We start from the raw sequence: 21,303 nt of genomic DNA, 5'->3' as shown, positions 1-21,303 counted from the left end.
TGACCGTTTGCCGCGAAACATGCGCGGAATGCGGCAAACCCGTTCGCTTTTTTCACCGCGATTGCTCGTGCCGGATCAGGGCCACGATCTCGCGGCGGCGGGTCTGGTATCGGCGGCGCTGGCGGTTGAAGCGGGAAGTCTTCGACAGCCCCTCGGTGAGCCGGTGCCAGCCGATGCAAAGGATGGCCATGCCGATGGCCGTGATGACCAACAGGGCGGTCCTCGCGACGAACGCGGCGGCCAGCCACGGGACTCCGGCGACGAGCAGGCCGAGCAGGGTCATCGCCCCGGCGGCGAGCACGCATTTGAAGGCGGACGGTTCACGACCGCCGTTCGAGTCCCGGACAAGGGCCGCCTCGCGGAAGCGGATCCACTCGCGGTCGAGGCGCGCCAGCTTCCGCTTCAGCAGCGCCAGTTTCATCACGGTGCTGGATTGCTCGGTCCGCAATCCCGCCATGCGCGTTTTCATTTGCCTGCAGGATAGCAGGGCAGGGGACGGGTGCAGTTGGAAAGGGGAGGCTCGTTTGGAGGAGTTGAGGCTTTCGCCGAGGAGGGTCTTCAGGGCGGACGGAGCTTCTCCCTTTTGCGCCATTCTTGCGCCTTTTTGCGGCTAATATCTCTCCAGCCTCCGCCTCCCTCTGAAGACCCTCCTCGGCTGAAGCCTCAACTCCTTGCCCATCACTCCGCGTGCCATGCCTTGGCTCCGGAGTGATCGGGATTTTCCTTCAAAACTTCCGCGATCAACGCCTTGGCTTGATCGAGATGCGGCGGCTTCAATTGCAGGCAGGCCTTCGCGGCCTCCACCTTGGCATCGAGGAGGTCGATCAGCGTGGCATCGCCCGCGGCGGCGAGACCGAGCCAGGCGTCAAGCACGAGCTGAGGCTTGTCCGTGGCCTGGGCCATGGCGACCTTCACCTTGCGGTTTGGAACGTTCGCGGGGGCGAGCTTGATGGCGTCCTCCAGCAGATCTGCGGCCCGCTGCATGCGCGGGAGGTTGTTGGTGTTCCATTCCTCCTGGATGAGCTTCTGGAGATGAAGCAGGCTTTCGGAGGTCTCCAGTTGTTCGAGGTGCTCGCGGTTCCGTGCCTCGGAAAAGGCGATGCCCGGAGCCACGGAGCGCTCCGCGGCACCAGCGATGAGCCAGGCGTGGAGGTCCGCCCATGGTCCGGTCTCACCGGCTTCCGGCATGGCCTTGGAGGAACGCCAGGCATCGACATCGAGCAGGGCGTGGTCGTCCTTCGAAGCGAGACGGCCACCGCAGAAGGCTTCCAGGAACGAAGGCACCCAGTCCGGCACCCGGCCCGCGGGGAGCATTGGCACGACCGAGAGGAACTCGGTTTGCTTCAGCAGCAGGGCGGAGCGCCCCGGCAAGCGGAGGCAGCCGTGCCAGATCTGGCCGTGCTGGGGCAGGCGACCGATGGCTTGGCCGGAGACGGGGTCCCACAATTTCACGACGCCATCCATGTCGCCGGTGACGAGCCACTCGTTGCCCTCGCTCCACTGGATGTTGCCAGTGCTCGGTCCGGCCTGGAAGCCGGTGCCGATGGGTGTGCCGCTGCGGGTGTCGAAGAAATCGATCCGGTCCGCGTTCGAAAGCACCGCCACCCGATCCCCGGCATCCGCGAGTTCGAGCGCCGGGGCATTGAGGCGGATGGTCGGGCGTTGCGGAGCGGCGGAGCCATCGGCACGGTGGAAGGACAGCAATTGGTCCTCGCGGGCGACCAACAGGGTGCCATCCGCGGACCACGCGAGGCAGGCCACCTTGCGGTCAAAGGTGAGGGTGGTCTTGATGTTTCCAGTGGTGAGATCCGCGAGCACGACCGTGCGTTCGCTGGGAACCGCGAGCAAGTTACCCTTCGGCGCTAGCTGGCTGGTGGTGGCCTTCGAATACGACGAGGTGGTGGCCGGAAGGATGGCATCGGTGCCGGACTCGATCTTCACCGCGTGTTGCCAGTCGGTCCGGTGCAGGTGGCCGTCCCAACCGAGGGCACTGAGCGTCTTGCCATCGTCGGAGAACCCGAGCGACAACACCTTCGAGGGAAAGCGCACGGGACGCCCCACCGGTTCCAGCGTGCGGGTGTCGAAGAACCGCACCAGCGAGTCCTCGGTGTAGGCCGCGGCGACGATGACGCCGTCCGGATGGAGGGCGGTGACCTCGGGATAGGCGTCCGGCACGCAGAGACTGGCCAGCGGCGGGGTGGCGTCCCGGATGCGGCGGACCTGGGCAAGACCGTTCTCTCCGGCCACCAGCACGTGGGAATCGTCCAGCCAGGTGGCCTTGGAAATCGTGAAGCCCGGCGAGATCGCCTCGGTGGCGATTTTTCCGGAGCTACTATCGTAGACGTAGGCAGCCAGCCCGCGGCGGGTTCCCACGAACGACCGGCCGTCCGGAGAGAACACCGCGGCGGAAACGCTCGGAGCGAGCGAGCGCGGTTCCTCCGGGGGGGCCTTCGCCAAGTCCCACGCCTGCACGCCGGTGAACACATCCACGGTCAGGAGCTTGTCCGGCGCGGTGAACCGCAGCCCGCCCACCGCGAGCTTCGATTTCAGGTAACGGATGGCGGTGCTGTTGCCCTCCAGCGTGGCCAGCAGCACGAACGGCGACGGCCCGGCGGCGGCGATGCGGGAACCATCGGGCGACCACGCGAGGAGTTGCGGGATGAGCTTCGGGGCCGGGATGCGTTCGAGTTCCTTTCCCTCCGCGGATAGCCGCAAGACGGTGCCGCCATTCGCACCGGGATTGTCGCCGGTCACGGAGACCGCGAGTTGATCGCCCTTCGGGCTCCACACCACCTGCACCACCGGATCGGTGCCGGTGACGATGGGATCGGTGGTGGCGCCATCGAACGAAAACCGGTGGATCTTGCCCGCGTGGGTGCCCGCCAGGAACCCCTTGCCATCCGGGTTGAGCGCCAGGGATCCCACGGTGCTGCCGTCTGGCGTGATTTTCGTGACCAGATGATGGTCCTTGCGCGACCACAGGTAGACTTCTCGACCGGCGGCGGTGGCGAGCGATTGTCCGTCCGCGGATGCCACCGCGGCCCACACCGCATCGGCGTGGCGCAGGGCCGGGCCCACCGGAGCGTGGTGCTTGCGATGGGCGAGGAGGGAATACGCCGCCACCGCCGCCTCGCGGTTGGCAGGATCGGAACGCAGCGAGCGCGCGAGATAGGCGGCGCTTTGCGAAACCTCGTCATTGTCGCGTGCGATCAGGGCGAGCTGGAGATCGGCCTGGCTGAGGGTCTGCTGGACCTTCTGCTTCTGGATCACCGCATAGGCCGCGGCCGACACGGCGGCGACGAACAGCAGCGCGAACAGCGAGGTGAGCGCGCGGAAGATCCGCACCCGCCGCCGCTGGTATTCCTGTTCACGGCGGCGCAGGTCATCGAAGCCGACGCCGAGCAATCCGGCCATCAGCTTGATGACCGCGTTCTGTTTGCCGTCCTTGCCCTCGCGCGCGTCGGCGGCGATCGGTTCGGTGCGAACGTCGGAGAGTTCGCCATCCGCGCCGAGGCGGTAACGCACGGCGCGGGGAAAGCATTCGTCGTCGGGATCGACTCCGGGTTTGCCCTCGCTGGCCCACGGCTCGCCATCGACGATCAGGCACAGCACGCGGCTTTCCCCGTGGAGCCGCTTGTAGGCGATGATCTCCTGCTCGACCCACTGCGACTTCGCGCTGCGCGGGGAACAGATCACCACCAGGAACCGGGCGGCCTGCAGGGCCCTGGCGATCACCGCACCGAGATCGGTGGCGGTGGGCAGCTCCTCGCGGTCGCGGAAAACGGGAGTGAATCGCTTCGGCACCGGATCGTCGGCCGGGGTCGGCTTGCCGACCAGGTCGCGGGGCATCGGGTAGCGCTCGAGCGACTTGTGGAGCCAATCGGCCCATGCCTTGTCGGCGTGGCTGTAGCTGATGAACGCCCAGTAGCGGCGCACGTTGGCTTCGGTATCCATTCGGGGGTGCCCGTGGTTAGCAAGGGCACCGGATTCCGTCCATTGGGAAGGGCGGGGGAGTTTCCAAGCGGGGGGCAGCCCCAACTGTCATCGGACAGGCGCCCAGATCCAGCACGCGGGCAGGGGGCAAGATGCGGAAGAGACCTTGATTGAATAGCGATTCAGGCCGTGGTCTCCTTCGGTGTTGGGCTTGATGGTGCCCGCCTTTTGCCTGCGGCCCTCAAAATGAACGTCCCGACTCCAATAAACCAGATCGCCGTGATAATGGGAACGCTCCAGATCTGAGCCGGGGATTGGATCGCGCTTCTGGTCGGATCCCGAGGATCATAGAGCACCCCGACCGGATCGCCTACTTGAAATTCCCTTGAACCACAGGCGGTGGACGATCGTTTGCGATGAACCGTGCCGGATGGTGAATCGAATTCAAACACCGGATAAAGTGAGTTGCCTTTACCGCCTTTCTCCAAGGCCACAATGGTAGCAACGGTCGGTTCCGCGTGGGAAATGAACCACTGCGTGCGCGCGAGCCAGATGCCCGGCGCGCAGAGAACGGCGATGCCGAAGCATCGCATGATCCGCCGAACGGCCTTTTCGAACGACGGATCAAGGGACGGGGCGCTCATGGCTACACCTTCACCCGCTCGCGCAGGGTCGCGGCGATCTGGTGGAAGGCGGCGGACACCGGGTGCTCCTCCGCCGGGACCAGCGCCACGGGCGCGCCCTGGTCGCCGCGCCTGCCGGTTTCGGGATTGATCGGGATCTGGCCGAGCAGCGGCACGTTGAGTTTCGCCGCCTCGCGCACGCCGCCGCCTTCGCCGAAGAGGAAGTAACGCTGGCCGTGGTCGCAATCGAACCACGCCATGTTCTCCACCAGGCCGAGGATCGGCACGTTCACCTTGGCGAACATCGACACCGCCTTGCGGGCATCGGTCAGCGCGACCTCCTGTGGCGTGGTCACGATCACCGCGCCATCCACCGTCACGGTCTGGACGATGGTGAGCTGGATGTCGCCGGTGCCGGGCGGGAGGTCGAGAATGAGGTAGTCGAGATGATCCCACGCCACCTGACGCAGGAACTGCTGGGTGTAGCGCGTGGCCATCGGGCCGCGAACGATCACCGGCGAGCGGTCTTCCAGCAGGAAGCCCATCGACATGAGCTGGATGCCGTGGGCCTCGATCGGGATGATCTCCTCCTGCTCGTTCGCCATCGGGCGCTCGGTGGTGCCGAACATCATGGCCACGGACGGACCGTAGAGGTCGCAATCGCACAGGCCGACGCGGGCACCGGTCTTGGAAAGGGCCACCGCGAGGTTGGCGGCGACGGTGGACTTGCCCACGCCGCCCTTGCCGGAGGCCACGGCGATGATGCGCTTCACGCCGGGCACCGAGGACTTGCCGGTGGCGCTGGCGGAGTTCTGGCCGGGCGGGTCCTTGATTTCGATTTCGATCTTCACCGCGCCGACGTCCGGCAGCTCATCGAGGATGGCGTGCGCGTCCTTGAAGATCTTCTCCGGCACGTCGGGGTCGCGGGTTTGGACCTCGATTTTGACGTGCACGCCATCGGCCAGGACTTGGACGTCCTTGACGAGGCCGAAGGAAACGATGTCACGGGAGAAGCCGGGGTAGCGGACCTGCTTGAGGGCCTCGCGGATGAAGTCGGGAGTCATGGCGCGCCGCGATTCTCTTCCAAGCGCGCGCGGGCGCAACGGTTTTAGCGAGGGGGAGGGGAAGAATGTGTGTTGGGAAATTACGTCCCTGAGCTTTGACGGCCCGCTCGGACGGAATTAACAGAATTTGCAGAATTAACAAAATGAAGAGAGAATGGAGCGGCGGCGCACCACCGTCAATTCTGATAATTTTGTTCATTCTGTCAGGACCTGCCCGAACTCCGTATTGAAGCTCGTTCCCTCCTTGGACAGGAACTCAGAACGACTTCCGCAGGTGCGAGGGCAGGATGTTGAGCTGCTCGCGGTACTTCGCCACGGTGCGGCGGGCGACGTTGATGCCCTGTGCCTTGAGCTGCTTCGCCAGGGCGTCGTCGGAGAGCGGCTTGGACGGGTTCTCCTGGGCGATGATCTGTTGGATCGCCTCGCGCACGCCGGCATTGGAAACCTCCTCGCCGCCTTCGGTTTGATAACCGGTGGCGAAGAAGGCGCGCATTTCCATCAGCCCGTGGGGCGTGAGGATGTATTTCCCGGCCACGGCGCGCGAGACGGTGGTGGCGTGCAGCGAGAGCTGGTCGGCGATGTCGTTCATCGTCAGCGGCCGCAGGTGGCGGTGGCCCTTCGCGAGGAAGGCGGGCTGATGCTCGATGAGCTTGTAGGCGATCGCGAGGATGGTTTCCTGGCGCAGCGAGATCGAGCGGATCAGGCTGCGGCCATCCCGGATCTGATCGCGCAGGAACTGGCGGGTCTTCCCGTCCGTCTTGCTGCGGCCGATCATGTCCTTGTAGAAGTCGTTGATCCGCAGGTTCGGCAGATACTCGTTCGTCAGCCGCGCCGACCATTCGCCGTCGTCATCGCGTTCGATCACCACATCGGGCAGGATGTAGGGATTGCCGGTCGGGTCGAAATCACCGCCTGGATTTGGCGTCAGGCGGCCGATGCGGGACGCGGCCTCGGTGATGCGCTCCACATTGGTGCCGAGCGCGCGGGCGATCTGCGGGTAGCGCTTGCGGGCGAGGTCCTCCAGGTGGTCACGGACGATCTTGTATTCGATCGAGGCGGCCTCACCGGCGCGGTCGAGCTGGATGAGCAGCGATTCCTGGATGCTCTCCGCGCCCACGCCGGGCGGATCGAAGGACTGGATCAATACCAGCGCCTCGCGGAGATCGGAGTTCTTCAGGTTCATCCGCACCGCCAGCTCCTTCGCGGGCATGTCAAGGAAGCCGCGTTCGTCGAGGTTCGCGATCAGGGCGCGACCGGCCTCGCGGACGGACGGCTCCACCATCGAAAGATCGAGCTGGTGGGAAAGGTGCTGCTGGAGGGTCTCCGGCGCCACGATCGAGTCGTAGAGGCGCTGGCGGCGCTCCTCGTCCTCAGAGGTCCACGGCGACGTGCGGCCCTCCATGATCGAGCGGTCGCGCCAGTCGTCGTCGGTCTCGTTCAGGTAATCGAGCGAATCCGCCTCCTCGGGATCGGGCCCCTCGGCATCGAGCGAGTCGATCTCCGTGATGTCCTCGAGCACCGGGTTGGTCTCGAGCGACTGCCTCACCAGTTGGGTCAGCTCCAGCGTGCTCGCCTGCAGGATCTCCAGGCTCTTGCGCATCTGCGGCGCAAGCGTCTGCTGCTGGGAGAGGGACTGGTTGAGGGAGGCGTGGGACATGGTCTGCGCTCTGGCGTCAGGACCATTGAAGCACTAGTTAGAAAAAGTGCAGCAAATTTCGTGCCATCTGCGTGATTTCACTGGTATCCGTAGGGCTGGAAGATTTTGTAACGCCCTGATTTTAGGGCGTGACGCTGCTAGGATGCCGCGCCAGCGTGGGGCCGCCGAACCCCAACCACCATGGCCTCTTTCGAAGCTTTCGACCAGAAAATGCGCGCCGCCGGAATGGGCGATGCCGCGATCCGTGCATTCCGCCGCAACTACGACGCGCTGTGCCGCAATGAAACCGGCCTCATCGCCGAGGACGACATCGCCCCGGCCGAGGGCCTCCCGGACTTCTCGGTGGTCGCCGCCGGTGCCCCGGCCGATGCCGCGCTGCTCGCGCAAGCAGTGGTGATCAAGCTCAACGGTGGCCTCGGCACCAGCATGGGCCTGCAGGGGCCGAAGAGCCTGCTGCCGGTCCGCGATGGCGTGACCTTCCTCGATCTAATGGTCCGCCAGGTCCAGTCGCTGCGTGAAAGCACGGGCGCGCCGGTGCGCCTGCTGCTGATGAACAGCTTCAGCACCAGCGAGGGCACCTTGTCCCATCTCCAGCGTTATCAAGGAGATGGGTTTTCCGAAGCCTCGGAAGTCGAGCTGCTCCAGAACCAGATCCCGAAAATCGATGCCACCAGCCTCCAACCGGTGGAATGGGCCGCCAGTCCGGACCTCGAATGGTGCCCGCCGGGCCATGGCGATTTGTTTCCGGCCCTTGTTGGAAGCGGCTGGCTCGACCGCCTGCTCGCGGAAGGGGTGAAATACGCCTTCGTTTCGAACTCCGACAACCTCGGCGCGGTGCTCGATCCCTCGCTGCTGCGCTACTTCGCCGAGAGCGGCGCCCCCTTCCTCATGGAAGTCACCCGCCGCACCGCCGCGGACCGCAAGGGCGGCCACCTGGCCCGCCGCAAGAGCGACGGCCGCCTGCTGCTGCGCGAGGTGGCCCAGTGCCCGGACGCGGATCTCGATGCCTTCCAGAACATCGACCGCCACCAGTATTTCAACACCAACAGCCTGTGGCTGCGCCTCGACCTGCTCAAGGAACAGCTCGCCGCCGATGACGGCGTGCTGCCGCTGCCGATGATCCGCAACCGCAAGACGGTGGACCCGCGCGACAAGAACTCGCCGGCGGTGCTCCAGCTCGAAGTGGCCATGGGCGCGGCGATCGAGTGCTTCGAAGGCTCCGCGGCCATTGAAGTGCCGCGCAGCCGCTTCGCCCCGGTGAAGACCACGGGCGATTTGTTCTCGCTCCGCTCCGACGCCTACGAGGTGCTGGAGGACGGCCAGGTGCGCCTCGCGCCGGAGCGTCAGGGCGTGCCGCCGGTGGTGTCGCTGGGTGATTCCTACAAATTGGTGGACCAACTCGATGAACTCGGCGCGGTGCCGGGGCTCCTGGAATCCAAGGCGCTTTCCATCGAGGGCCGGGTCACCTTCGAGCCCGGCGTGGCATTTGCCGGCGGGGTTTCCCTCCAAGGTGGTTCGGATGCTCCAAAAGTCTTGAATGCAGGACGTTACGCGGATACAAGTTTAGTTCTGTAATCAAGATATTACGGAGAATTACGCAAAATTCTTCTATCAGGTCTTGTTTTTCCCGTGGGGCCGGGTATCTCCGGCCCCGCATGGCGCAAGTGGGCCCCCTTGACATACCGGAAAACGGCTACGATGCCGTCATTTTTGACTGCGATGGAACCCTCGTCGATTCGATGCCGGCGCATTTCGAGGCCTGGTGTGAAGCCATGTCCCTCCACAATGCGAAGGGCGTCCTGAAGGAAGACGTATTCTACGCCATGGGCGGCCGTCCTACGAAGGACATCGTCGTGGAGCTGAACAACGAATACGGCCTGAAACTGGATCCCGTGTCCGTGGCACTCGCGAAGCGCGAGGCCTTCCTGAAGAAGCTGCCGACCCTGACCCTCATCGAGGAAGTCGCCGATTTCGCCCGCAGCTTGCTGGCCCGCCACATCCCGATGGCGATCGCGACCGGTGGCACCCGCATGGTGATCGAAAAGACCCTCCAGGCTGTCGGCGTTTCCGATTGGTTCGATGAAGTGGTCACCGCCGATGAAGTGAAGATCGGCAAGCCCGCTCCGGACATCTACCTCCACGCCGCCAAGCTGCTCGGCGTCTCGCCGCTGAAGTGCCTCGCGCTGGAAGACGCCCCGGCCGGCATCATGGCCGCCCAGTGCGCCGGCATGGCCGTCGTCGCAGTGCCATCGCCGATGGACTTCGCACGGAGCTAAGCCTTCCGACAAACCGATTTCGAAAACGGCGGGCAGCTTCGGCTTCCCGCCGCTTTTGTTTCTTCCACCGGGAGCTGCCAGGAAAGGGGGAAGGGGTGGGGCTCCGTGCCGAACCAAGGCTCCAGGGCTGCAAGAGAGGCACCGCGCTTCCGCGCGCCTCGTCGGTGATCGCCAAACTCCCAACTGCCGCGACCCAACTCGCACGCGGAGCCCGCGCCGCCGCTCCTCGCTCCTGATTGCGCTCCTCGGAGAGCCAGCCTTGTCATCCAAACCACGCATCCGGCGCCGCTGTGAAAACGCACCGCAGCAGCTACAATTGGTCAGTTCCCAGCGCCACCGGAGCGAGTGACACGGAAGCCGAAACCCCGAGCCGAGCCATCCAGGTAACATTGATTCCCAGCCACTTCCAGCACCCCACGGAAGCCGCCTCCGCCCATCCAAGCCCCGGAATCAGCCGATCCGGGGGCAAGAAACAACTTGTTACAATGTATGTAATGCGGGGTTTTAATTGACAAGATTCTTCTTGTTGACCAAACCGAAGGATCTGGCATTCTCCCGTCAGCTTCAAGCCACCCTGATCCGGTGCTTGTTGTGTTTCATTCGAGCCGACGGAGCCTCTTACCTCCCCGGCAAAAATTTGCCCCGGGGAGCCTACTACCTCCCCGGGGCGTTCTTTTTTGAACCATGAGCGGACTTCCAGATTTCAGCTCGATTACAGAGAGAATGTCGCAACCAGAATCAGCCGATGTGGTGGTTTGCTGTGGCCGATCCGGAAAGCGCGAGGCTCTCGCCAAGGGTCGCCTGTCCCTCGACTGTGGTTTTTTTAGTTCTACTGGAACCGTAGTATTTCCGCCCGTCACGGACTCCGCCGAATACCAGTGGCTTGCCTCCGTCCTGCCCCGGGCCGAATACCTGCTGTCCTCGGAGCGCTATTACGTTTGCGAGTTTCAAAGCATGTATCCAGAAATTGCGGGAGTTCCGCCTATTGCAGTCTTCAAAATGACCTCGTCCGCCGACCGCGATTCGGTGGAAATCGAGGGCTGGGATGACCTCGATATCTGATGTCCGATTTTGTGCCCGTAGGGCCAGCGGGTGTTAGGTAAAGAAATCCGAAAAAAGGTTTGACCTTTTCCGGTGAGTTGTGGTTTTGGTCGTTCATCGCTGCCTTGTGGTGGTGATCCGGAGGTAAGAGGCCGGTGCGTGTAAGAGCGCAATCACAACGAATGAAACATAACATCGGCAACTTGGGCGGAGGACTGTACCTCCGTGGCTACACTTCCCTGCCCGGGCCGCAACCGGATCAAGGGGATGGTGATTGAACCTGATTCCATGACAGGAGGGGCGTGCCCCTTGGTCCGGTCTGCGGTCGCATTGGCGATGTGCAGATCCGAAGCACCAAGTGGAATACGCCCCTAATCCGTCGAATCTCCCTGCCGAAACCGGCGACCGTCCGGCTGGCCCGATTCAGTATGAACTGAAGATTTCCCCCACGGCGCGGCGACGTGCTGAAAGCGCAAGTGGGACAGGTAAGGAAGCATCGTCGCCGCGTCCCTCTGACGTGATCCACGTTCGCGCCTACTCCGCTCCCAACTGGTTCACCACCGGGGGCGTTCTCCGCAAACGCCGGATGATCGAGGCGAAGGGCCTGCCGGATTTCACCAACTGGCGCTTCATCACGCTCACGGTGAATCCCGATCTCTTCCAGGACGATCCGTGCTCGGCGTATATCGTCGCCCGCAAGCGCATGCGGAAGTTCCTCGCCGCCTGCCGGGATGCCGGTTTGTGGTCCGATTCGGCCCGCTGGTGTTGGAAACTGGAGTTCCAGAAAAACGGCTGGCCGCACTGGCATCTGTTGGTCGAGCGCAAGACCAAGATGAGAGAGGACGAGATGAAAGCCGTTGGCGTCCTCTGGCAATTGGGCCGCGCCAATGTCGAGCGGGTCCGGGGGGACGATTTCCTTTACTCGTTCAAGTATGCCTTCAAGCCGGTGCGTTCGGGCGATGATGGCGAGCAGGACCTTTTTGAGGACTCGATGTCGTGGGCCGCTCCGGCGTGGTTCCTCGACTACTTCAAGGCCGCGGATTCCCCGGCTGAAAAGCCGCAATCCTTTTCGCGGGCTCGGTTCTGGCAAACGTCCTCGGGCTTCTACACCAAGGCCCAACCTGCCCCCTCTCCCGCTTCTGGCAATCCGTCGTCCTGCATCCTTCCCCGTCCGGCCCGCAAGGTGGCCGAACGCATCGCTTCTACTGTGCAGGTAGTAGCACGCAAGAAGACGGGCCGTTACGTCGCTTCGGCGGTGATCCTCCTTTCCTGCATCAGCGGTCAGTTCTTCGACCGCGTTTGTTTCGATGCTTTGCACTCCGGGGCGGTCGGGCTCGGGGTGAATTCCTATGTAGCCCCGGCCTACACGATCCAACGACACACCACTACTGACACATGGAAACTGCAACACCTGCTCAACCAAAACCGTCTGACACTCGTTCGAGCCGCGATATTGCAGCGGGCCGGGGAGACGCTGCGGACCTGCTGACCGGCGCTGACCTTGGCGTCCGCATCTGCGGCGTGATCCTGTCCGCCGACGAGCCCCGGGAGTTCTCGGGTAAGTCGGCCAAGGGCAAGGACTACTCGTTCGCCCAACGTCGCATCCAGCTTTGGACCGGCAACAAGGCCGTCCAGTGCGCTGAACGCAAGGACAAGGTGGCCGACTTCGGTCCGGTCCCGATCGCCGCGAAAGTGACCTTCAAGGTCGTCAATGCCCGCATCAACGACGGGCAAGTCTCGTTCGACATCGAAAGTTAACACCTCTCTCCCATGAAAGCATTTCTGTTTGAACTCCGGATCTCCGGCCGTCCTACGGGGCGTGTCGTAGTCCTTGCCGATGACCGCCGCGAAGCCATCGAGGGTTTCGTGGAGAAGTATCCCGACGGCGAGCCACAGGGCCGCAGCGGGTTCGTGTGCGAGGAAATTCCGTGGGTGAACGGGAGTGCTTTTTCATTGGGGTGAAGCCGAAGGGGGCATTGCCGATGCGAGCGGAGCGAGCACGGCAAGCCCCCTTTCCTTTCCTTGTTTAATAAAAACATAACTGTCCTTTTCCCATGGTTGGAGCCGAAGCAATCACCAGTGAGCAGGCTTTGTCCGTCTGCCTCGACGTTGGAACCAGCTACTACACCTGCGGTATGACCGGAGGTTTGATTTTCGGGTTCTTCGCCGGGTTCCTCGTTGCCCTTCTCGTTTCTTGGGCTGCCAGCCATTGGCTGGCCATCAGAGGTGCCAAGTCCCAACCGCCTCTTTGACCTGCCATGGAACCGCTCTGGAACGCATTTAAGATCGTTGCCCTTGAGAACTGGTGGCTGGTCCTGGTGGTGATCGCCGTCCGTCTGGTCCGAAAGTTTGTCGATCGAAAGACCACGCTGGATGGACGTTGAATACATGCTTGCTGGCTTCACTGCTGCCCTCGGCCTTTGGTCCGGGGTTCTGGTTGTGGTCGTCGTTTTCCGTTGGGCCGTTCGTCTGGCTCGCGGTTGAAAAATTTCCCACGGCTTACCCGGTCGTGCCGTGGGCATCTGTTAGACCGGATCAACCAACAACACACAAAGAAACACATGAAAACCACGTACCTCCGTGTCGTCAGTTCCGTCCGCAACTTCGGCCGCAAGGCTCAGGTCGCCGCCCTCGCGGGTGTCGCCACCGCCGTTGCGTTCGCTCCGGGTGCCGCCCGTGCGGACAATGAAGGCATCAGCAACGTCAAGACCGCCATCGACGGTCTTTCCACCCCGCTGGGTGGCATCGTGACCTCCGCGATCACGGTGGCGTTGATCGCCATCGGTGCCGTGATCGCCGTCCGCATCGGCAAGCGCCTCATGGGTGCCTGAACCCCACGGGGAGGGGGCTTCGGCTCCCTCCCCTTCTCCGGCCATGACCGACATTCAACTTCTAACGGAGATCCTGCGATGCGTTTCCTTCCTCAATGGTGTCTTGCTCGCCTTGCCTGTTGTTGGCTTGCTCTGGGTTGCTATGCGGCCTTGATGGCTCAGGATGTCGTTGAGGTTGATTTCGGCCAAATCGACTGCGGTAGCACCGGCTCCGCTCAGTTCAATATCTACCCCCAAAAAACCTGCTACGCGGGCTGCACCGATCCCGGCCAATACTACTATTGGGGCACCAATCCTGATTACGTCACCGCGGTTCCCAGTGCTGGAACCGACCCGCGACAGAAGAGCTTTCGGGGGGAGGCCGCAGGAAGCTCCGGCTCTTTCGCCAAGTATTCCACGGGTCCTTTTTCTTCCACGCCCAAGCAGGTTCAGATTGACCACTCTCTTACTTTCGCCCTTTTCCGCGGCTACCCATCTACGGTGAACATCGTAGATACGCAAACGATCATCATCCGTGTCAAGGCGGTCGTCACCTACAAGGCGAGTGCGCCTATTCAGTTCACGCGGGATTGCCCGCTGGTTATCTCTCTCAAGCCCGGTGGACCTGCTCAGGGAAAGGGACGTTTGCCCCCGGGCGCCCTTCCACCCAAGCCCGGCGAGAAGGATTACAAGCTGATCACGGACGAGCCGGGATACAAAATTGACGATCAGGGGCGCGTCATCGATCAGCCCCCGCCGTCTTACAACATCAACGGCAATTCGGGCCAGTGGCCCCCGGGCACCAAGAACAACACGGTTCACGCTCCCGATGTCCCGGGTATTCCGCCGTGGATGCCCCCCGGCACCGGCTCGATTCAAGATCAGGATGGCAATACCTGGTATATCCACTCCGGCTCGCCCGGTTACTCCGGCGGGATTGGTGGTGGTTCTGTTTCCGTCAACCCCGGCAGCGGCTACGGACGCGCGTTCATCTACCCCCCGGGCAAGCCCGAGTGGGGCAACAATGTATCCTTCGACGCTTCGACTTCGAACAAGGTCAATGGCATGCCGAAGAACCCCACGGCACCGGAAAACGTCGATCCTTGCTTTGCCACTGGCGCGACCGATCAGGGTTACACCCCTCCCACTCCCGGGCCCACCGATCCGAACCAGCCTCCTCTTGTCGTGGATCCTCCGGGCACCCGTCCGGATATGACTCCTCCCGAGCTTCCCGGTCCCCCCAACAATGGGTTTCCCGGTGGAGGCTGGGGAAATAACGGTGGAGGCTCCGGCTCCACCATGCCCCCTCCCAAGGTGAAGTCCCCCGGTCAGGTTACCCCCACCCCACCCGGCCCCGGCGCTCCCGGTCCCAAACCTCCCGAGGGCGACACCAACCCCAAGGGGGAGTTCCTCAATCAGCCCGGGGATGGCGATGCCACCAAATACGCCGATGACATGGCGCGTGGGTTTTCGTCCAGCGTCAACAAGCTCCAGTCCAGCGCGCAAGGCTTTTCGGGGATGCTGTCCATCTCGCCCCTGAACGCCGGTGTCTCTAGTGAGTGGGTCGTTAATTTTCCGACTCCAGTTGGAACTTTTCCGATGCGCATCCCCACGGAACACGCGCCGTTCATTCGGGCGATTCTCCTTCTTCTGGTCAAAGCCTGTTGGGCTTATGGTGTCGCGAAACTTCTACTAAACGGATAGTAATATGTGGGAATGGCTCAAGAGTATTGCGTTTTCCACGGTTAAGACCGCGTGGATGTTTGTCCCGGTCGCCGGGATTATGATGTTTTTCAAGTGGCTCATTCAGGAATGGGCCCCTGCCCGTGGTGAGCAGGCCATGCAATGGCTGCAAGGGATGGTGGGACACGAGACGATTGATTTCGCCTCGGTCGGTCTGGACTGGTCTCGCATCAACCAGTGGGTACCAGCCTCGGAAGGGCTTCAATACGCGGCAAAATACGGCTTGGTGTGGGCGGGCATGATGCTTTTCCGCTGGGTCAAGAAATCTCTCATCGCCTCGATATGATCCAAGGAATCACCGGGAAGGTTGGGGGCGGCAAGAGCCTCATGGCCCTTACGCAGATGCTTGACCATTTCTGCGCGGGCCGTGGTTGCGCCTCCAATCTGGAGTTAGATCTTAACGCCGTTGCTCGATACTGCTGGCGGAAGGGTCACCGCTTTTGCCCATCGCAATTTTCGCTCCTCGACATGGAAAACCGGCGTTTCCATGACCAGATCAAGCGCGGTTGCAAGGGCCACGTTTTCAGCGTCTACATCGACGAAGCGCACCTGTTCTACTCGGCAGAGGACTTCAAGAACATGGATAAGGAGTTCAACGACGTCAAAGCGTTCGTCTCTCAGTCCCGCAAGGTCCATGTGGATCTCTACCTCATCACCCAGGCATGGGAAAACCTCTGGGGCCAGATGCGTCGGCACGCCGAGTTCGTTTACAAGTGCCGCGACTACCGCAACGTCTCGTTCGGTATTTTCGGCACCCTCCCCGCGTGGGCCGGTTTCGCGCTCAATTGGGCCCGGTGCGATGCCGCGACCGATATGGTGATGTCCACCGGGAAAACCCCGATAACCCGTTATGTTACCGACTGTTATTCAACATCGCAGGTCTACGACCCGATGATGAAAGCCCTTCTTGAGCGCATGCCTCAGTACGAGCCGGTTTTTTCCAAGGTCGGATTTCTCGAACGCATGTTCCGCAAGCCCGCAATCATCGAACAATGAGACTCATCCTCATCATCGGCGGCCTTGCCGCTGCCCTGTTTTTCGGACTCCGTTCCTTCGACAAGGTTCTTCACCCAAAGGCCCCTGCTCCTGTTCAGCAAGAGCAGCTTCCCAAGCTCCCGACCCTGCCTGCACCTCCTGCAGCCGAGGTTCCCCCGTTGCTGCGCCCTGCTGCCCCTCCACTGAGCATCTTTGGAACCCCTCCTCCATCATCCGTCGAGAACGGTTGCCACCGGCTTTACGTGTTTCAGAACCGAGACGTTCCGCCGGCACCTTTCGACCGCGCCAATACCATTGGTGCTAGGCCCGATGACCGCGGCGTGGAAATCTCGGTTGACCATGGCTCCAACAGTTGGTTGATCCGCGGTCCGGTCATCTACGTTGAGCAGGTCATGTCGATCGCCAAGGGGCTGGATATCGTGCAGGATCAGCTTGACGTAGATTTCCTCCTGATCGCCCTTTCAGAGGACTACGTGCGTTCTTGGGGCCTTTCTGTGCTCATGAGGGACGGTGCCAGCTACCTCTCCGCTTTCCAACTGGAGCCTAGCGGATTGTCCCTCACACTCTCTCATGACGCGTTTTCCCTTACCTTCTCGGCTGAGGACTCTACCGGTTCTGTTCGTGTCGTTTCCGCCCCCGTGGTGCGTGCTGTGACCGGGGAAAAATGGGAGTTCTCCGCCGACACCCAGGTGCCGGTTCCGACCCTCCAGCGTTCCGAGGGTGTCGTTTCAACCGCGTTCGAATATCGGAAAGTCGGCCTCGGTCTTTCGGGCACCCTCAATAAGGCCCCCGGCGGGAAATACCGGGCTCACATCGAGCAGCGTAACGGCACCGTCGATCTCGCGCCCAAGGACGCTAGCACCCCTCCACAGCTCCGGGAACAGGTCCTCAAGACCTCCGCTGTCTTGGAGCCGGGCCGTTGGTCCTGCATTGGTGGCGTCCGGTCGTGGCGCGTTGAGCAGGAGAAAGGGTTTTTCGGCAAGACCGACAAAGAGACGCAGGAACTGCTCCTCGTTTTTGCCCGGCCCCGCTTCCAGCTTGCTCCGGTTCCTCGCGCCATGATATCTGACGCTGCGCCAGACGCTTTGACACATCTTGCACCCTTCGGCCCCGATCCGCTCGCCACCGAAGGTTCCCCGTTGCTTCCGCCCAAGGACTGGAAGCGTTCTGCATTCCCCGATGGGGTTGAGCCGAAGGGCCTTCCCCTGCCTGCGATGGACAAAGGTCCCCGTTCAAAGTGAACCCCAATAGATGATGATCCCACAAAACTTGTTAGCCGTTGAGGGTCTGGAATTCCTTAAGAACCAGATCAACAGCATGAATACCTCCATCAGGACCGGCTTGCCCGGTCCTGCGTGGTGCGGAGCTTGATCCGCGCATTTTTTAAGGAGCCGGGGTTGTGAATAACCCCGGCCGACGCTCGAAATAGTACCTACATGGAGCCATCACTTTTGGGCTATTTCTATCAAAAACACCTACACACCCCCTACATTTGCCACACAATTCACTAAATTGCATATAGTTGTGAAGGGATTAAAAAAGCATGTTTTTCGAAGTAAATCAATTGAGGTTGGTGGCCGCTCCCGGTAAGGTGGATTTGAATCTGAATGATTCTCAACCCCCTGAATGCCCATGACTTACGTATTTTTTACCTACGACATCGAAGAGGCAACTCCCTCTCAATACTCGGCTGTCAATCAGGCGCTTTCTCTGTCCAAGTATGAAGTTCGCCTTACTAACACTACTTGGGATGGCACGGTTTCGAGCGCCGAGGAGTTGAAGCGGCACGTAAATGAGGCCATGACGAAAGCCGGTGTTAAGTCCTATAAACTGGCGTTTTCTATCAACGGATGTTTTGGCGGAGAAGTTCAGAATGTCCCAGAGTCTGTGTCTAATCCTGCTTCTCGCATTCCGATGCCTTGGGATGCCCCTTCCTAGTATCCTTCGTCTGCTTGGCTTTCGCGGCGGCCCGGAGGGCGCGTTTCATGGCCACCAAACACTTCCGCACCGGCTTGCCCGGTGTGGCGCGGCGCGGAGCTTGTTCGGCGCATTTTTGAAGGGGCCGGGGTTATTCACAACCCCGGCCCCTCTTCGTTTCACTGCTGGCTGTCGTGCGTCCACCAGATTGCCGAGGAAACCGACCCATCCCCCTTCCAGAGGAACTGGACCATGCCCACCCGCGGGACGGCCCACCCCGGGAGCTGCACCTCATAGCGGACGAAGGCTTCCCCCCCCTCCCCGATCTGCTCGGCCCCCACGACGATCACCCGGCGCAGGCCTTCGGTGACGGTGGTGGCTTCGTAGCGTTCCGATACCAGGACGGCCGCACGGCTGGCGGCTTCTTTCTTCAGGCTCGATGCGGTCTTCATACTGAGGTGCTCTATGGGATTTGGGTGGCCCTGCTGGGCCGCTTGCGGCCAAGTGGGGGCGCGCAAATTCCATAAGGGCGTCAGCCCGCGAGGCGTCACGGACCGCCGTCACCGCCGCAGGCGGGAAACGGTTCCCGCACAAGCGATGAGGACAACGGCGCATCTACTATGCCTTACGTAGTTAGGCATAGTGCGCCGTTCCCGGAAGAGCGCGGAGGACAACCGTTGACGGCATAGGGCCGGACGTCGAGGCGGTGGGTCTTCCCGGGGAGTGTCAAGGGGCGGAGCCGTCACAGTGGAGCGGAGCGACCGGGCCTTAGCCCTTCACCATATCCCCTTGACGGCTCGCGAAATGCTCCCGAGAGTCATTACGCGAACACGGGGGTATTTTTCCCAATTGCATAAAGCCTTGGTCTTGCTAGAGTCCCGCTCCTCCGGAACATCAAGCGGAGTTAGGGAAATGGCAACAGGTGGGGTGAGAGCGAATCAAGCGGAGCGGCAGAAGGCATGCGTGTTGTGGGCCGCCTACGAGAGGTTTTTGGAAGAGCATCGGGGCGCGGTTCCGGCATGGCTCGCGGCGCAGTATCTGGACATGACCCCTCAAGGTGTGTTTCAAGCTGCGGAACGCGGCTGGCTCGCCTACTTCCAGCACGGTCGGAATCGGCTGTATTCCCGGAAGGACCTTGTGGCCTACCGGTGGAATTGTAGTCGTAAATTCGCCGATACCAGGGTAAGACCTCCCCATCCGCCGGGCAACGCGAGGTATGAGTTCGACCCGGATTCCGCGAAAGGCCGCGCTTTGGCCCGCGCTCAGGGGCTCGATACGCCCGTCTATTACAAATAAAATCGAGGGGGGAGGTGTGTCCCTAACTAGTTGGGTCTTTTGCCGTTGTATGTAATGCGGGGTTTGTGAGTGAGTGGCCCCCCCCGATCGCCACCGCTTTCGGTGGGCAGCCTAGTTTCCGCGATTTGGACATTCAAAGAGGAGGCCGGATGCCTCTGATTTGGAGCGCGGCGAGGCATCGCCGGGGGCAATACCTGCATTCGCCAACCCGCTCCCTCGTTCCAGATTCACCTCTTCCCTGGCCTCCTGCTCCTTTTCCACCGCTCCGCTGCAAATCCCGTCGAATGTCGATAGAACCTGGCGAATCGTCGCCCGGCCCCAACTGGTGCCAGCGCCATGGTCCACGCTGGCAACTCCTTGGGATCGTTCCGATTCGGAGAGCTTCGATTACTCGGTGGCTGGAGGCAATTGGCAGGTTAAGGATCCACCCCAGATGTTGAGCTTCTTCGCGTTTTCTTCACTTATGCCATAGAAGACGGTCCTCTCCGCTCCTAAGCTGAACGAGAACGGAATCGATGCTGATTCCCCCGGCTTCAGGGTTTTCACGGAAGCCAGCACCTCCTCATCCGAAGGCGGGTGGGTTTTATAGAGTCCCACAGGCAGCACGATGGCTCCGTTCATCCTCCAGAACCCCGTTGCCGTGCAGAACCGAAGGGGCTGTGGACCCTTGTTGGTGGCAATCAGCTCATAGCAAGAGCTGCCATTGACCTTCTTGAGAAACTTGACCTCCCCGGTGATGCCTCCTTGATCCGCATTCCCGCCGCGGCACACGGCCAGCGAACCGACAAGCAGGCAGAGGCAAAGCAGTGGCTTCATCGTGGGCGGAACGGCGTGATTCCGGCTTAGTTTACGGAAAACGCAGTGGCCCACAAGGTCTGAAAGGAGCGGACTCCCGCATCCGGACCGGCCGGGGCACGCGTTTGGTCCCGGGGTTGGCGCGCGGGCTGCTGCGCTGTGCCCGAGCCGTCGTCTCCTTCAATCATCGTCATGCCGCCGGCGGCCGTTCGCCGAAAATCGGGTCCGCGCGTCGAGTTTATATCTTTCCGAGACCCATTCGGAAGGCTGGAAGTTGTCATGACCGGTGCTCCAGCCTGGAGCTTGAGTGTCGCGAATGTCACCGATTTTCAAGGCGTTGGGCGGATGGGCTTCCTGGCGGTCAATCCCTCGCCCGAATCGTTTTGAATCGAACATTGCTTGACACACGGTGGCGGTGAGATAAGTAGCCGCGCGCTTTTAGTTATGGACCCGTTCCAGCCATTCAGGCTCCGGAATGTCCCCTGCCCGCTTTCCCATGTCCCACCAATTTTACAAGCCGCTGGCCATCATCAGCACCCTTTGCCTGGTGGTCATCGCCACCTGCTGCCTGTTCTTCGTCGGCCGCCATTTCGCGGAGGCGAGCCAGCCGCAGGAAGCCGCCGAGCCGGTGGACGGCCCGGTGGTCACCCGCTCCGTGGAAGAGGAGCTTCCGGGTGAGGCCGCGCGCATGGATGCGGAGACCCGCAAACGGATCTCCCCCCAGTTGGATGAGGCGGACAGCCTCTCCCTGCGCCCGGAGAATGCGCCGGAGCATCAGCCCGATCCAACGGGGTTGCGCGGTCCGCTGTGACCGGGTGGGGTGTCACCAATGTTTCTGAGCCCGAAGGGCGACGTATCCTAGCCGGTGGCGCAAGCCCTGATCTTTATACACATCGTGAACTCTGTATCCCCGAAGGGGATGGCAGCCCCGGTAGCCGGAGGTTGAGGAGCCTTGGCGACGACACCTCCGGTTCAGGCGGAAAGATCATTCGATCCTGAAGGGTATCGCAGCCGGGTTCGAAGGCCTGCGGAGTTCCATTTCTCATTCCACCCGCGGAGCCGGGGCGCGTGGCTGGCACCCGCTTCGGGGTGCAGCTCATGATCCGGGCTGTCCGGTGGTGTCGTCGCCTAGGCTCCTCAACCACCGGCTAC

22 protein-coding genes are annotated in these 21,303 nt (G+C 62.0%); 15 read left to right on the top strand and 7 right to left on the bottom strand.

Annotated elements, in window-relative coordinates; all coding sequences use genetic code 11:
- Positions 1–52: 52 nt before the first annotated feature.
- The 5 genes from llg_RS18130 to rpoN all read right to left on the bottom strand — a co-directional run bounded on the left by llg_RS18130 (position 53) and on the right by rpoN (position 7,277).
- Positions 53–469 carry a hypothetical protein gene (locus llg_RS18130; protein ID WP_338286255.1) on the bottom strand — a complete coding sequence of 139 codons (417 nt, stop codon included), beginning with the start codon at positions 467–469 and terminating at the stop codon, positions 53–55.
- Positions 470–678: 209 nt separating this feature from the next.
- Positions 679–3,954, bottom strand: coding sequence for a TIR domain-containing protein (locus llg_RS18125; protein ID WP_338286254.1), 3,276 nt, complete (start codon positions 3,952–3,954; stop codon positions 679–681).
- A 161-nt stretch (positions 3,955–4,115) separates the two neighbouring features.
- Positions 4,116–4,577, bottom strand: coding sequence for a DUF3592 domain-containing protein (locus llg_RS18120; RefSeq protein WP_338286252.1), 462 nt, complete (start codon positions 4,575–4,577; stop codon positions 4,116–4,118).
- 2 nt (positions 4,578–4,579) lie between these two features.
- Positions 4,580–5,620, bottom strand: a complete 1,041-nt coding sequence (locus llg_RS18115; protein ID WP_338286251.1) for an Mrp/NBP35 family ATP-binding protein — start codon at positions 5,618–5,620, stop codon at positions 4,580–4,582.
- A 256-nt stretch (positions 5,621–5,876) separates the two neighbouring features.
- Positions 5,877–7,277, bottom strand: coding sequence for an RNA polymerase factor sigma-54 (gene rpoN, locus llg_RS18110; RefSeq protein ID WP_338286250.1), 1,401 nt, complete (start codon positions 7,275–7,277; stop codon positions 5,877–5,879).
- 180 nt (positions 7,278–7,457) lie between these two features.
- On the opposite strand from rpoN, the gene llg_RS18105 reads away from it, so the two are divergent.
- The 14 genes from llg_RS18105 to llg_RS18040 all read left to right on the top strand — a co-directional run bounded on the left by llg_RS18105 (position 7,458) and on the right by llg_RS18040 (position 18,081).
- Entirely contained in the window at positions 7,458–8,852 is a 1,395-nt protein-coding gene (locus llg_RS18105; RefSeq protein WP_338286249.1) for a UTP--glucose-1-phosphate uridylyltransferase, read from the top strand.
- Positions 8,853–8,932: 80 nt separating this feature from the next.
- On the top strand, positions 8,933–9,553 hold the full coding sequence (locus llg_RS18100; RefSeq protein WP_338286248.1) for an HAD family phosphatase: 621 nt from the start codon (positions 8,933–8,935) through the stop codon (positions 9,551–9,553).
- A gap of 684 nt (positions 9,554–10,237) precedes the next feature.
- Positions 10,238–10,615, top strand: a complete 378-nt coding sequence (locus tag llg_RS18095) for a hypothetical protein (RefSeq protein WP_338286247.1) — start codon at positions 10,238–10,240, stop codon at positions 10,613–10,615.
- Positions 10,616–11,111: 496 nt separating this feature from the next.
- Positions 11,112–12,083: a hypothetical protein gene (locus llg_RS18090; RefSeq protein ID WP_338286245.1), complete on the top strand. Its 972-nt coding sequence runs from the start codon at positions 11,112–11,114 to the stop codon at positions 12,081–12,083.
- Between the two features lie 32 nt (positions 12,084–12,115).
- Positions 12,116–12,352 (top strand): hypothetical protein, encoded by a 237-nt coding sequence (locus llg_RS18085; protein ID WP_338286243.1) that lies wholly within the window; start codon positions 12,116–12,118, stop codon positions 12,350–12,352.
- A gap of 12 nt (positions 12,353–12,364) precedes the next feature.
- Positions 12,365–12,556, top strand: coding sequence for a hypothetical protein (locus llg_RS18080; protein ID WP_338286242.1), 192 nt, complete (start codon positions 12,365–12,367; stop codon positions 12,554–12,556).
- A gap of 92 nt (positions 12,557–12,648) precedes the next feature.
- A complete protein-coding gene (locus llg_RS18075) occupies positions 12,649–12,846 on the top strand; it encodes a hypothetical protein (protein WP_338286241.1) in 198 nt (65 codons plus the stop codon).
- Between the two features lie 6 nt (positions 12,847–12,852).
- The gene (locus llg_RS18070) at positions 12,853–12,978 is read left to right on the top strand and encodes a hypothetical protein (RefSeq protein WP_338286240.1); all 126 of its coding nucleotides are present in this window, start codon (positions 12,853–12,855) and stop codon (positions 12,976–12,978) included.
- A gap of 177 nt (positions 12,979–13,155) precedes the next feature.
- Entirely contained in the window at positions 13,156–13,425 is a 270-nt protein-coding gene (locus llg_RS18065; protein WP_338286239.1) for a hypothetical protein, read from the top strand.
- Between the two features lie 153 nt (positions 13,426–13,578).
- Positions 13,579–15,108: a hypothetical protein gene (locus llg_RS18060; RefSeq protein WP_338286238.1), complete on the top strand. Its 1,530-nt coding sequence runs from the start codon at positions 13,579–13,581 to the stop codon at positions 15,106–15,108.
- 4 nt (positions 15,109–15,112) lie between these two features.
- A complete protein-coding gene (locus llg_RS18055; protein WP_338286237.1) occupies positions 15,113–15,433 on the top strand; it encodes a hypothetical protein in 321 nt (106 codons plus the stop codon).
- On the top strand, positions 15,430–16,143 hold the full coding sequence (locus llg_RS18050; protein WP_338286235.1) for a zonular occludens toxin domain-containing protein: 714 nt from the start codon (positions 15,430–15,432) through the stop codon (positions 16,141–16,143). Before llg_RS18055 ends, llg_RS18050 begins: the two co-directional genes overlap by 4 nt.
- On the top strand, positions 16,140–17,384 hold the full coding sequence (locus llg_RS18045; RefSeq protein WP_338286234.1) for a hypothetical protein: 1,245 nt from the start codon (positions 16,140–16,142) through the stop codon (positions 17,382–17,384). Before llg_RS18050 ends, llg_RS18045 begins: the two co-directional genes overlap by 4 nt.
- Before the next feature lie 391 nt (positions 17,385–17,775).
- Positions 17,776–18,081 carry a hypothetical protein gene (locus llg_RS18040; protein ID WP_338286233.1) on the top strand — a complete coding sequence of 102 codons (306 nt, stop codon included), beginning with the start codon at positions 17,776–17,778 and terminating at the stop codon, positions 18,079–18,081.
- 158 nt (positions 18,082–18,239) lie between these two features.
- On the opposite strand, the gene llg_RS18035 is transcribed toward llg_RS18040, so the two are convergent.
- Together llg_RS18035 and llg_RS18030 are read right to left on the bottom strand one after the other, a co-directional pair.
- On the bottom strand, positions 18,240–18,512 hold the full coding sequence (locus llg_RS18035; RefSeq protein ID WP_338286232.1) for a hypothetical protein: 273 nt from the start codon (positions 18,510–18,512) through the stop codon (positions 18,240–18,242).
- A gap of 1,231 nt (positions 18,513–19,743) precedes the next feature.
- Positions 19,744–20,172 carry a hypothetical protein gene (locus llg_RS18030; protein WP_338286231.1) on the bottom strand — a complete coding sequence of 143 codons (429 nt, stop codon included), beginning with the start codon at positions 20,170–20,172 and terminating at the stop codon, positions 19,744–19,746.
- Positions 20,173–20,647: 475 nt separating this feature from the next.
- On the opposite strand from llg_RS18030, the gene llg_RS18025 reads away from it, so the two are divergent.
- Entirely contained in the window at positions 20,648–20,962 is a 315-nt protein-coding gene (locus llg_RS18025; RefSeq protein ID WP_338286230.1) for a hypothetical protein, read from the top strand.
- Positions 20,963–21,303 lie beyond the last annotated feature (341 nt).

Source organism: Luteolibacter sp. LG18, assembly GCF_036322585.1.
In the GTDB taxonomy this organism is placed as follows: Bacteria; Verrucomicrobiota; Verrucomicrobiia; order Verrucomicrobiales; family Akkermansiaceae; genus Luteolibacter.
This window is presented reverse-complemented; position numbering and strand designations above follow the sequence as displayed.